This window comes from Sediminibacillus terrae, from assembly GCF_009602435.1.
Taxonomy (GTDB): domain Bacteria; phylum Bacillota; class Bacilli; order Bacillales; family Amphibacillaceae; genus Sediminibacillus; species Sediminibacillus terrae.
The window spans coordinates 1-13,073 of sequence record NZ_VZDQ01000006.1 but is presented as its reverse complement, the minus strand read 5'-3'; the positions used below and the strand labels follow the sequence as shown (position 1 = coordinate 13,073).

The 13,073-nt window shown below is 44.5% G+C and carries 11 protein-coding genes, 1 rRNA gene and 1 other annotated feature (1 of these 13 running past the window's edge); all 12 genes read right to left on the bottom strand.

What is annotated here, in order from left to right:
* Positions 1 to 96, bottom strand: a binding site (T-box leader); it reaches 118 nt to the left of the window's first position.
* Positions 97 to 138: 42 nt separating this feature from the next.
* A complete protein-coding gene (gene gltX / locus F6X55_RS02155; RefSeq protein ID WP_153461787.1) occupies positions 139 to 1,608 on the bottom strand; it encodes a glutamate--tRNA ligase in 1,470 nt (489 codons plus the stop codon).
* Positions 1,609 to 1,701: 93 nt separating this feature from the next.
* Positions 1,702 to 2,184 carry a 2-C-methyl-D-erythritol 2,4-cyclodiphosphate synthase gene (ispF, locus tag F6X55_RS02150; protein ID WP_153461785.1) on the bottom strand — a complete coding sequence of 161 codons (483 nt, stop codon included), beginning with the start codon at positions 2,182 to 2,184 and terminating at the stop codon, positions 1,702 to 1,704.
* A 30-nt stretch (positions 2,185 to 2,214) separates the two neighbouring features.
* Positions 2,215 to 2,892, bottom strand: a complete 678-nt coding sequence (ispD, locus tag F6X55_RS02145) for a 2-C-methyl-D-erythritol 4-phosphate cytidylyltransferase (RefSeq protein WP_153461783.1) — start codon at positions 2,890 to 2,892, stop codon at positions 2,215 to 2,217.
* 193 nt (positions 2,893 to 3,085) lie between these two features.
* Complete coding sequence (locus F6X55_RS02140) at positions 3,086 to 4,186, bottom strand: PIN/TRAM domain-containing protein (RefSeq protein ID WP_026569021.1); 1,101 nt, start codon at positions 4,184 to 4,186, stop codon at positions 3,086 to 3,088.
* 223 nt (positions 4,187 to 4,409) lie between these two features.
* On the bottom strand, positions 4,410 to 5,486 hold the full coding sequence (disA, locus tag F6X55_RS02135) for a DNA integrity scanning diadenylate cyclase DisA (protein ID WP_026569020.1): 1,077 nt from the start codon (positions 5,484 to 5,486) through the stop codon (positions 4,410 to 4,412).
* Positions 5,487 to 6,860 carry a DNA repair protein RadA gene (gene radA / locus F6X55_RS02130; protein WP_026569019.1) on the bottom strand — a complete coding sequence of 458 codons (1,374 nt, stop codon included), beginning with the start codon at positions 6,858 to 6,860 and terminating at the stop codon, positions 5,487 to 5,489.
* 283 nt (positions 6,861 to 7,143) lie between these two features.
* Complete coding sequence (gene clpC, locus F6X55_RS02125; RefSeq protein WP_153461781.1) at positions 7,144 to 9,579, bottom strand: ATP-dependent protease ATP-binding subunit ClpC; 2,436 nt, start codon at positions 9,577 to 9,579, stop codon at positions 7,144 to 7,146.
* A 24-nt stretch (positions 9,580 to 9,603) separates the two neighbouring features.
* On the bottom strand, positions 9,604 to 10,668 hold the full coding sequence (locus F6X55_RS02120; protein WP_026569018.1) for a protein-arginine kinase McsB: 1,065 nt from the start codon (positions 10,666 to 10,668) through the stop codon (positions 9,604 to 9,606).
* A complete protein-coding gene (locus F6X55_RS02115) occupies positions 10,665 to 11,216 on the bottom strand; it encodes a protein-arginine kinase activator protein McsA (RefSeq protein WP_026569017.1) in 552 nt (183 codons plus the stop codon). The genes F6X55_RS02120 and F6X55_RS02115 overlap by 4 nt, the downstream gene beginning before the upstream one ends.
* A gap of 18 nt (positions 11,217 to 11,234) precedes the next feature.
* Positions 11,235 to 11,693 (bottom strand): CtsR family transcriptional regulator, encoded by a 459-nt coding sequence (locus F6X55_RS02110; protein WP_026569016.1) that lies wholly within the window; start codon positions 11,691 to 11,693, stop codon positions 11,235 to 11,237.
* Between the two features lie 187 nt (positions 11,694 to 11,880).
* Positions 11,881 to 12,531, bottom strand: a complete 651-nt coding sequence (locus tag F6X55_RS02105; protein ID WP_035426475.1) for an MgtC/SapB family protein — start codon at positions 12,529 to 12,531, stop codon at positions 11,881 to 11,883.
* A gap of 423 nt (positions 12,532 to 12,954) precedes the next feature.
* Positions 12,955 to 13,070 (bottom strand): 5S ribosomal RNA (rrf, locus tag F6X55_RS02100).
* Between the last annotated feature and the right edge of the window lie 3 nt (positions 13,071 to 13,073).

The window sequence follows — 13,073 nt, the reverse complement described above, 5'->3', positions numbered from 1 at the left end:
CATTTCGAAAACGGAAGCTTAAAATCACTTTCAGCCGGTGGTGATTCTCTCTTTCTAAGCCTGCCGTTTTTTACTTCTCCTCTTCAACGCTCGATTTTGTAGTATTACTATATTACAAATCAAAGAAAATGTGAAGCTTTACTCACTGATTTGTTCAACGGCAGAACGCAGTCTCGCCAGTACAGTATCTTTCCCTAACAAATGAATCGAATTAGGCAGTTCCGGTCCATGAACCTGGCCGGTTGTCGCCACACGGATCGGCATGAACAATTTTTTCCCTTTTTGTTTTGTCTCTTTTTGTGTCGCTTTGATTTCAGCTTTGATTGCGTCCGGTGTGAACTCATCACTCGCTTCAAGCTTATCGGCGAAAACAGACAACACTTCTGGAACCTGCTCTTCCCGAAGGACTTCCAGGGCTTCTTCGCTATACTGAATTTCTTCACGAAAAAACAACTCAGTCAATTCCACGATTTCCGCTCCATAGTTCAACTGATCCTTGTACAGCCCGATCAATTCCAGCGCCCAGTCTTCCTGTTCTTTATCCATCTCTGCCGGCAGTCTTTCTGCGTGAATTAAATGAGGCAACGTCAGCTTCACAACATGATCAAAATCGATATTTTTGATGTACTGGTTATTCATCCATTTCAATTTCTGCGGATCAAAAATCGCCGGTGATGTCGACAAACGATCCGGGTCAAACATTTCGATGAATTGCTGCTTGGTAAACAATTCTTCTTCTCCAACCGGGGACCAGCCCAGCAGTGTTATAAAATTGAACAATGCTTCCGGCAAATAACCAAGATTTTTATATTGTTCGATAAATTGCAGGATATGTTCGTCCCGCTTACTCAGCTTCTTGCGGTTCTCATTCAAAATCAACGTCATATGACCGAACTTTGGCGGTTCCCAATTAAACGCATCGAAAATCATCATTTGTTTCGGGGTATTGGAGATATGCTCTTCTCCGCGAAGCACATGGGAAATTTTCATTAGATGGTCATCAATTGCCACAGCGAAGTTATAGGTAGGGATCCCGTTCTTCTTTACGATCACCCAATCTCCAAAATCACTGGAATCGAACGAAATATCGCCGCGAACGATATCATTGAATTTATACGTAACATTCTTCGGCACACGGAAACGGATGCTCGGCTGGCGACCTTCCGCTTCAAATTGCTGAATCTCTTCGTCTGAAAGATTGCTGTGGGCACCGGAGTATTTCGGGACTTGTCCGTTAGCACGCTGTTCTTCCCGCTCTTGTTCCAGTTCTTCAGACGTCATATAACATTTGTATGCAAGGTCTCTTTCCAGCAGTTCATCTACGTACTTTTGATATAAATCCAATCGTTCCGTCTGCCGGTAAGGACCATAATCCCCGCCAATGTCAGCACCTTCGTCCCATTCTATCCCGAGCCATTTCAAGTAACTTAGCTGGCTTTCTTCACCGCCCGCTACGTTTCTCTTTTCATCCGTGTCTTCCGTACGGATAATGAATTTACCGCCCAGATGACGGGCATATAAATAGTTGAATAAAGCAGTTCGGGCATTTCCTATATGTAAATGTCCGGTTGGGCTGGGCGCATAGCGCACCCTTACTTCGTTCGTCATCTTGCCGAGCTCCTTCCTTTTGTTAACCAATCTATTCTTACACTGCTAATAATCAAGCATTCACGTCTGTACCCATTCTACCACTAATACCGCTTATTGTTGATCATTATGCAACAGCACGACGGCCTGCGCAGCAATTCCCTCTTTTCTTCCCGGAAACCCTAGTTTTTCCGTAGTTGTCGCTTTTACATTCACTTGCGATATATCCACTTCCAATATCCGGCAAATGTTACTCCTGATTGCTTCAATGTACGGCGCCATTTTGGGAGCCTGCGCAATGACCGTGCAATCTAGATTGCCCAGTTTATACCCGCGTTCCCCGACCAACTGCCATACATGTGTCAGCAGACGCTCAGAATCCGCGTCTTTAAATGACGGATCCGTATCCGGAAAATGCTTGCCGATATCTCCTTCCCCTATTGCCCCCAAGCATGCGTCCGCAATGGTATGTAGCAATACATCGGCATCGGAATGGCCCAGAAGCCCTTTCTCATACGGGATGTCCACTCCGCCGATAATGCAAGGACGACCTTCGGCAAACTGATGGACATCGAAACCTTGTCCTACACGGAACATGACCGTTATCCCCTTTACTCGTTATTATGCTTACTTCCCAAAAAAGGCTTGTGCTTTCCCCAAGTCTTCAGGAGTGGTGATTTTAATATTATGATAGCTTCCCTGTACGATTCCCACATGATGGCCGAAATACTCAGCCAATGAAGCATCGTCCGTTCCAAGAAGCCCTTGTTCTGCTGCCTGCTGATGAATCTGGTAAATCAATTCGAAATCGAAACTTTGCGGAGTCTGTGCCGCCCAGAGCGTTTTTCTGTCCAGTGTCCGCAAACGCCCATCCACCACTTGCTTAATAGTGTCCGTTACAGGCACCGCCAACAATGCCGCATGTTTTTCCATCGTCGTTTCAGCTAGCTCGTGAAGATGGTCGATGGACACGAATGGTCGGGCGCCGTCATGAATAAACACCATCCCGGTGTATCCCTCCATGCTTTTTAAACCCGAAAATACACTTTGCTGGCGTTCTTCTCCACCCTTTACCAGGCGGATATCCTTTTGGGAGGAGACTGATTTCAGCAGCTCTTCCATCCGCTCTTCTTCCTTTGGATTCACTACCAACGTAATCGCAGTACACCAAGTATCCCGCAAAAAAACATCGAGCGTATGAAGGATCAGCGGCCTTCCACTTATGTGGATGAACTGTTTGTTTTCTCCGGCCTTCATCCGCTTCCCTTGGCCAGCTGCCAGTATAATAGCCTGATAACTCCTCATTATTGTATCATCCTAGTTTTAATCTAGGGAAGATTCCCTGTTCAATCCGTTCTTATGTATGTCGACATCATCAAAGTCGGTTTTCTGTCCACTACACTGTTTTCCGAACTAGGAGCCTTTTTAAGTCCCCTCATAACAAAAGCGATAACAGAACTGTTATCACTTTTGTTTTCCTCTATAAGTTATACCTTTTTTATAATGCTTTTTCAAGTAATTTTGGTTTCGCAAAAATCATTCGGCCGGCAGAAGTTTGCAGGACACTGGTGATTAACACTTCAATCGTCTTGCCAATGTACTCCTTGCCCTCTTCCACGACGATCATCGTTCCATCATCCAAATAGGCAACTCCCTGGTTTTGTTCCTTCCCGTCTTTAATGACCTGTACAGTCAACTCTTCACCCGGAAGGACGACCGGCTTCACGGCATTTGCCAGGTCATTGATATTCAATACCTGTACGTTCTGGAACTCACACACTTTGTTCAGGTTGAAGTCATTGGTGACGACAACCCCGTCGATTACTTTAGCAAGCTTGACAAGCTTGCTGTCCACTTCCTGGATTTCTTCAAAATCCCCTTCATAAATCTCCACGTTTACAGGCAGCTCTTTCTGCATCCGATTGAGAACGTCAAGCCCGCGCCGGCCTCGATTTCGTTTCAAGACATCCGACGAATCAGCGATATGCTGCAGTTCCTCTAATACAAACTGTGGAATCAATACCGTGCCTTCTAAAAAGTTGGTCTGACAGATATCTGCAATTCTACCGTCAATAATCACGCTGGTATCAAGGATTTTCACCTTTGGCATTTGCAGATTCGATTCTTTATCGCTATCTTCTATTTCCGTCTTCTCTTTTTCCTTCCTAGCGATCGTCAGTAAGTTCAAAAATTCGTCGCGTCGTTTAAAACCGACTTGGAAACCGAAGTATCCCAATAAAAATGTCACAAATATCGGCAATACCTGGGAAACAAGCTTAATCTCAATATCCAAAATTGGTATGGTGATTAAATAGGCTATTACAAGTCCGAGAATCAATCCGAGACTTCCGAACAGCAAGTCTCCGACTGGAGCTTTGACAAGCGTCTCCTCAACCCATCGCAAAAAGTCCACGATGTAATCTACCACCCAAAATGATAGTAAGTATAAAATGATTGCCCCAAATACTAGACCCGCATATGGTGACTCAACCCAGTTTCCGTTCGTAATGTCCGTCAAATCCAATAAATCTGGTATATACAAATATCCAATAGTACCGCCAGCTATAATGATGAACAGCTGTACAATTCTTTTCAGCACCAAGGTCACCTCCTATGAGTCAGTATCTCCAAGTATATAAAATTTATCCCCGAATAATTGTTTCTTAGTATTCCATAACTCATTTTCTAATGGAATGTACCCGCCTTTTCGCCGACTGGCTTTCTAGGCAGATTTCTAAATTCAAAGTAACATACTTGACAAATTCAGTCAAATGAGCAAAAATATTGATTTTATCACAGTGACAAACCATAGTCAATCCATCTTAAATATGTCTGTCGATGAAAAGCTGCTCCTGTAGCCTGTTCAACCCGTCCTTGATTTTTTTTGCCCTCACGTCCCCGACCCCATTGACGGAAACAAGCTCTTGAGTAGACGCATTGGCTACTTCGTTCAGTACTCCGAAATGATCAATAAGATAATCGATGATTACGTGAGGAAGACGCGGTATCTTGGCTAAAACCCGGTATCCCCTTGGATAAATGATAGCATCGCGTTTAGAGTCGAGACTAAATCCCAGCATTTTGATGATTTGTTCCTCGCTGGTAAGCTCTGCCGAAACTACCTCCTGCATTTTTAGCAGCATTTCTTGAGGAGACAATCCTGAATCCGTACTGTAGTCCCTTATAATGAGGGCAGCCTCCACTTCAATATCTGCAACCAGCTCCGTCAGCTGCAATTGAATAAGACGCCCTTCCGTTCCCAACTCTGTAATATATTTAAGTATCTCCGTTTTGATTCTAAGCACCATTTCTATCCGGTGAAAGACTTGCACGATCTCTGTTAATGTCACCAAATCTTCGAATTCCAGTGCCCCTAGATTGGTCAAGGTCTGATCAAGCACGATTTTATATTTTTCCAATGTCTGCATCGCTTGATTCGCTTTCGTTAAAATAACGCCCATTTCTTTCAGCGCATAACGGATACCGCCGTTATATAGAGTGATGACGTTTCTTCTTTCTGAAATGGCAATCACTAGCGTTTCTGTCTGTTTTGCAACACGTTCAGCCGTCCGGTGCCGCATTCCCGTTTCTTTGGAAGGAATGGTCGGTTCCGGCATCAGTTGAACATTTGCATAAAGAATGGTCGACGCATCCTCGCTGAGAAGGATGGCCCCGTCCATTTTCGCCAATTCATACAGATTCGCAGGGGAAAAAGAAGCATTTATTGCAAATCCGCCATCGACAACCCCTTTGAGTTTATCGGGACTTCCGACGACGATCAGGCCCCCTGTGTTTGCTCTCAATACATTATCAATGCCCTGTCTCATAGGAGTACCAGGCGCTACAAACTTCAGCATTGCCTCAATAACCTTCGCTTCTTTTCTTCCCTGCCATTCCATTTAGTTTCCTCCCAGCGTCACTTTTAAGGCTTCTTGAACTGTATTCACCCCGACGATTTCAATATTATTCGGCGTAGTCCATCCATCAAGATTTTTCGCTGGAATAATTGCCCGCTGGAATCCTAGCTTCGCTGCCTCCTGGACCCTTTGATCGATTCTCGCTACCCTTCTTACTTCACCGGTAAGTCCCACCTCACCGATCAGCACGTCATCCGGTCTGGATACCTGATCACGGAAGCTGGATGCAATACTGACAGCTACTGCCAGGTCAATGGCGGGTTCATCTAATTTCACCCCTCCAGCAACTTTCACATAGGCGTCCTGATTTTGCAGCATCAGACCGACCCGTTTTTCTAAAACAGCCATCAAAAGCGGGACGCGGTTGTGATCGATGCCTGTGGCCATCCGCCTTGGATTACCAAAACTGGTGGGAGATATCAGTGCCTGGATTTCCACGAGTACCGGCCTGCTTCCCTCCATGGAAGCAACCACGGTTGATCCTGCTGCACCTTGCGAGCGTTCTTCGAGGAAAATTTCCGATGGATTGCTCACTTCACGCAAGCCTTCCTCTTTCATTTCAAAGATACCCATTTCATTCGTGCTTCCGAAGCGGTTTTTCACCCCTCTTAAGATACGGAAAGTATGATGCCGTTCCCCTTCAAAATAAAGGACGGCATCCACCATATGTTCAAGGAGTCTAGGCCCGGCTATCGATCCTTCTTTGGTGACATGGCCGACGATAAAAATGGGTATTCCTTTACTCTTAGCTATACGCATGAGTTCGCTCGTACATTCCCGCACTTGCGAAACACTGCCGGGAGCGCTGGTGACTTCTTCCCGATAGATAGTCTGAATCGAGTCAATCACCACAAATGACGGGTTCAATTGCTCGATTTGATTGGATATATCCAGTAAATTTGTTTCGGCGAGCACGTAAAGGTTGTCCGATGTTACGCCAAGCCGGTCCGCCCGCAACTTAGTCTGACGAGCCGATTCCTCACCCGATATATACAATACATTCATTTGTTTTCTTGCCAACTGGGAAGATACCTGCAGTAAGAGAGTCGACTTCCCGATCCCGGGATCCCCGCCAATCAGAACCAGCGAGCCAGGTACTATCCCTCCGCCAAGCACTCGATTGAACTCCGGCATTTTTGTTGTAACCCGTGGTTCTTCTTCTGATTGGATAGCAGTAATTTTTTCTGGTTTTGTTTTGGATCCAGATGGTACTTGGAATGTATGCCTCGAGGAAGAAGATCCTTCCATCTCCTCTACAAATGTGTTCCACTTGTGACAGCTGGGGCACTTCCCCATCCACTTGGGGGTTTCATATCCACATTCCTGACATACATACTTTGTCTTTCGTTTTGCCAAAATAATCTCTCCTCACCTATTGTATACGAATGAGATAACGAACAAGTTACAGACTTCTATCAATTTATTAAAAAATATCCCTTCCCTTGGAAACACAAAAAACGCCGGAGCCTCCAAGAACACCTGCGAAAGTTCCGAAGGGTGTGTATTTTCCCAAGTTTTTTCGCTGAATTTTTAAGAAGCAATGGCAGTATGGCCGCCGAATTTTTATTTATTTACCTTTTTTGAAATGAAAAAACGGAAGGGGTTGAACCTTCCGCTTTTCTCTAGCCGACAGCGTTTCTTATTGTGCAGTAACGGTGAACTCATCATTTTTGTTGACGTCGATTTTGACTTTTTGCCCTTTTTGAATTTTTTCTTTCAGCAATTCTTCGGACAGTAAATCTTCGACATTCTTCTGAATCGAACGACGAAGCGGGCGTGCACCATATTCCGGGTCGAACCCTTCATTAGCAATTTTTTCCACCGCTTGGTCAGATAAGGTGAACTCAATGTCCTGGTCTGCCAGCCTTTTTTGTAGTTCATTTGCCATCAAGGTGACAATTTCATTCATGTGTTTTCTTTCCAGAGAGTGGAAGACGATCGTTTCATCAATCCGATTGAGGAATTCAGGACGGAATGCCTTTTTCAATTCATCCATCACTTTATCCCTCATCCCTTTGTAGCCTTGATCTTCGTCTCCGAGGTTGAAACCGACATACTTGTTTCGCTTCAATTCACTGGCACCTACGTTGGAAGTCATAATCAGCACGGTATTTCGGAAATCGACCAGTCTCCCTTTGGAGTCGGTCAACCTTCCATCTTCCAGTACCTGAAGAAGAATATTGAAGACCTCTGGATGTGCCTTTTCTATTTCATCAAGCAGCACAACGGAATAAGGTTTCCTTCGTACTTTTTCCGTTAATTGGCCGCCTTCCTCATAACCGACGTAACCAGGAGGTGAACCGACAAGACGGGATGTCGAGTGTTTTTCCATATACTCGGACATATCGATACGAATCATTGCTTCTTCATCTCCGAACATCGTATCAGCCAAGGCACGTGCCAATTCCGTCTTACCGACGCCAGTAGGTCCCAAAAAGATAAAGGAACCGATTGGGCGTTTCGGATCCTTCAATCCGGCCCTGGCACGACGGATGGCTTTTGCAACAGCTTTCACCGCTTCCTCCTGACCGATTACCCTGTCATGCAGCACTTCTTCCATATTGAGCAGCCGTTCACTTTCATCTTTGGTAAGCTTGGAAACCGGGACACCCGTCCATGTTGAAACAACACTGGCAATGTCTTCGACCGTCACTTCCGAGCTTTCTTGACCCTGCTGCTCCTTCCATTCTTCTTTTGTTTGATCCAATTCATCTCTTAAACGCTGTTCGCTGTCTCTTAATGATGCTGCTTTTTCGAATTCCTGACTTTGAACCGCTGCATCCTTTTCCTTGCGAACTTCTTCCAGCTTTTGTTCTAAATCCTTCAGATTTGGCGGAGCAGTATATGAGCGCAGGCGCACTTTAGAGCCCGCTTCATCAATTAAATCGATGGCTTTGTCGGGTAAAAAGCGATCGGTGATATAACGATCCGATAACGTGACGGCAGCTTCGATGGCTTCATCTGTAATGGTGACACGATGGTGGGCCTCGTAGCGATCACGCAATCCCCTTAAAATTTGCATGGATTGATCCATTGTCGGTTCATCTACTTGGATTGGCTGGAAACGACGTTCCAGTGCTGCATCCTTCTCAATATACTTCCGGTATTCATCCAATGTTGTCGCTCCGATACATTGCAATTCTCCACGTGCGAGAGATGGTTTCAGGATATTGGAAGCATCTATAGCGCCTTCTGCACCGCCAGCTCCGATCAATGTATGGAGTTCATCGATGAACAAAATGATATTGCCGGCCTGGCGAATTTCCTCCATTACTTTCTTTAAACGATCTTCGAATTCACCGCGGTATTTTGTACCGGCTACGACTGTTCCCATATCCAATGTCATGACCCGTTTGTCACGCAATATTTCCGGAACGTCGTTGTTCACGATTTTTTGGGCAAGCCCTTCAGCCACGGCTGTTTTACCGACACCTGGTTCCCCTATCAATACGGGGTTGTTTTTGGTACGACGGCTCAATACCTGAATGACCCGTTCAATCTCTTTGCCCCGTCCGATAACCGGATCGACATTGCCATCCTTGGCAATCGAAGTCAAATCCCGTGCCAGGGAATCTAAAGTCGGTGTGTTGGCGGCAGTTGATTGGGAGCCATTACGGCCGTGTTGGCCTGCTGCCGATTCATTGCTGCCCAACAATTGCAATACTTGTTGTCTGGCTTTGTTCAGGCTGACTCCAAGGTTGTTCAGAACCCTTGCAGCGACTCCTTCCCCTTCCCGGATGAGTCCCAAGAGAATATGTTCTGTTCCTACATATGAGTGCCCCAGCTTTCTGGCTTCATCCATGGACAGTTCAATGACTTTCTTGGCCCGCGGTGTGTAATGAATCGTCTGTGACACTTTTTGTCCGCGTCCGATTAATTGTTCTACTTCTTCCTGGATTTTTTCCGTTTCGAGTCCGAGAGAGCTTAATGCCTTGGCGGCAATGCCTTCCCCTTCTCTAACCAATCCTAATAGAATATGTTCTGTACCAATATTGTTATGCCCTAACCTGACCGCTTCTTCCTGGGATAAGGCCAAAACTTTTTGCGCTCTTTCGGTAAATCGACCAAACATCATATCAGGTCTTCCTCCTTACATTAATTAATTTTCCAGTTTGAACCGTTCTCTGATCAACGAAGCCCTTAGTACATCCCTTTCTTTTGCTGAAAGCATTCTTTTAGCATAGTGCTGCAAAAATCCAGGTTGGGACAATATCATCAACTCATTCAGAATGCTTTTCGAGATATCCTTGATATAACCTACGTCAATACCCAACTGTACATCCGACAAGCATTTTGCCGCTTCTTTCGATTCGATGATTCTGCTGTGCTGGAGGATGCCGTAGGATCGGAAAACCCTGTCTTCAAGTTGTAATTCCGATTGTTCGACCAGTAACTGTCTGGCTTTTCGTTCCTGATCGATCAGTTGGTTGACAACACTCCGCAAGTCTTGGACAATGTCCTCTTCCGATTTTCCAAGGGTGATTTGATTGGAAATTTGAAAAATGTTCCCGATGGCTTCGCTTCCTTCTCCATATATGCCTCTTACCACCAGGCCCAGCTGGCTGATTGCCGGAATCATCCGATTGATTTTTTGAGTTAGAGCCAATGCCGGTAAATGCATCATGACCGAAGCTCGCATTCCGGTTCCGACATTTGTCGGGCAACTCGTCAAGTAACCCCGATTTTCATCGAATGCGTAATTGATTCTTTCTTCCAGCCAATCGTCAAAGGTAAATGCCTGTTCAAGTGCTTTTTCCAATTGAAAACCCGGAAAATATAACTGAATCCGGATATGATCTTCTTCATTTACCATTACCGATACTTGCTCGTTGCTCGATATCAGGGCTGCAGCCTCTTCATCGTTTTCTGCCAAATGGGGACTGATGAGATGTTTTTCAACTAAAACCTTTTTTTCTATTGGCTTCAAATCCCGCATTTTAACGAGCGCCAAATCGTTATAGTTGGAAAAAGACTGATGTTCATACTCCTTCTGAAAAAACGAAAGCACTTTCTCCAATTCATCGGCACTGGCAATGATCGGGAAGGGGACTTGCTCAAAGTTTCTGGCCAGGCGAATACGACTGCTCATCACAATGTCGCTATCCGGTCCATTCTCCTTCATCCAAGGACTGATCGCCTCATTCATAAATTGCTGTAAGCTCATTCATCCTCACCTTCCCCGTCACGGCTGAGGTCTTTTTCCAATTGTTTAATTTTATCTCTCACTTGAGCAGCGCTTTCAAACTCTTCATTTGCAATTAATTGTTTCAACTGTTCACGGTACTCGCCTAACTTCCGTTTCTGCTGAATACCACTCCCAATTCTGGAAGGTATTTTTCCATGATGGGTTGTGTTTCCACTATGAACCCGGCGGAAAACAGGATTTAGTCGATCAGAAAAGGTTTGATAACATTCTGCGCAGCCAAACTTGCCGACTCTGGCAAACTCCTGGTAAGTCATGCCGCATTTTGGGCAGGTGAGCCTTTGTTCGGAAGGTCTACTGCTCGCATGCTGTTCATTAAGACCCGATGCTCCGTCGAAATTAAACAAACCAGATAATAAATTGTGCAGGGAGTATGCGTCATCTTCGTATCCCATATACCCTTTTTCTTTCGCACAATACTCGCAGACATGTATTTCAGTTTTATTACCATTCACAATCTTGGAAAAATGCAAGGTAGCTGGACGTTCATGGCATTCTTGGCACTCCATGCCAACTCCCCCTTTTGCCTAATATTTTAAAGTTGAAAGCATTGCAGTCATAATGCGGGACCGGATCTCGTCACGAACTGGCAGTTGAAAGGCAAGAGTGCTTCGATCGATGGCACTTGCCATCATTTTTGCCTCACGCTTTGTGATCAACTCTTCCTCCAGCATTCGCTCCAATATATCCACAGCGGCCTGCTGTGTTACCGCAGGTTGGATCATTTTCATAATATCATCGATCAATTTCGCTTTATCTTCATTTTCAATTCTAATTATGCGAATATACCCTCCGCCTCCGCGCTTACTTTCGACTATATAGCCCCTTTCCACTGTAAAGCGGGTTTTAATCACATAATTTATCTGAGAGGGTACACACTGGAACTGGTTCGCTATTTCACTTCTTTTGATTTCCACTGCATTTTTATTATTCTCTCGCAGAATTTCTTTTAAGTAACGCTCGATTACATCAGATATGTTACTCATTTGCCCTCCCCTCCTCAGCTTTGACTTTGACTATCTTTGACTTTACTTTTATTATACTCATCTTTTCCTGGGATGCAAATAAAAAAGTTCAGTAAATATCTTCTCCTTAAAAATAGTGGATAAACTTCTATATAATGTTTTTTTACCCTGTCTTTTATAAAGCTTCTTCTTTTAAGGGATAATTCCTTCAAATCTCTTTTACTCTTTTTAGGTGTTCGAGAGAAGACATCTCTTCAATCAATTCGTACTTATCAATTTGAGTTTTGTTTTCCAGTTCGATAAACAAACTCCTTGCATCGTCCTCTGCTCTTTCTACTTCCATCTTTTCGATTTTCGATTGATATTTTTCAAAAATACGGAGCAGGCTTTCAATTTTCAAACCTTCCTCAACAATTAATTCAAAATGGAGATTTGCCCGTTTGTTTAAAAATAGTCTTTCTACTTGTTGCAAGAGTACCAAACTAAGCAGGATGATGAACGTCGCTACTCCTGCCAGGCTATACATCCCCGCTCCCACCACCAGGCCAAGTCCGGCGACTGCCCAAATGGAGGCTGCAGTCGTCAAACCACGGATGTTGATTCCATGCACCATTATTGTACCGGCACCCAAAAAGCCTATTCCGCTAATCACGTAAGAAGGGATACGTGCAGGATCAAAACGGACATTATCATATTTCTCCATAAAGGTTTCAAAACCATATATGGATAAAAGCATCATTAAACAAGAACCCACCCCTACTAAAATATGGGTCCGGAATCCTGCAGCGTGGTTATTCCATTCTCTTTCAAATCCTATTAAGCCTGACAGCAGCAAGGCTACAAATAAACGGATTACCATTAGTGTAAAATCTTCATGAATCAAACTTGATAATTGCACTCGACTTCCCCCTTCTTCTTGTGTATTTAGTACCCGTTACTGGCAAATCGAAATCAGGCTTTCTCTTATCTTATGTAATGATAAGGAATGGGAATGATTGTTTCTATTTTAAATTCAGTCGGCTCTTTGGGAAAACTTTGCTCCTCTGCCAAAGGTGGTGGTTTGATTTTTCAATTCAATTTTTCTTTACCGAAAGCTCCATCCATAAAAATAGCGATTTCAATAAATGAACCCGTTTTCTGCCATAAAACTTTATGCTTTATATACTCTCAATATAGAGTCAACTTTTGCTCGTATTCTCCATTTCCTGAAAACCGGGTATTCACATAACATAAAAAAACACCCTTGAGCGAGTTTGAACTCATTCAAGGGTGTTTTTGTTTTGCCTGGCGGCGTCCTACTCTCGCAGGGGCAAAGCCCCAACTACCATGGGCGCTGGAGAGCTTAACTGCTGTGTTCGGCATGGGAACAGGTGTGGCCTCTCCGCTATTGCCACCAGGCCT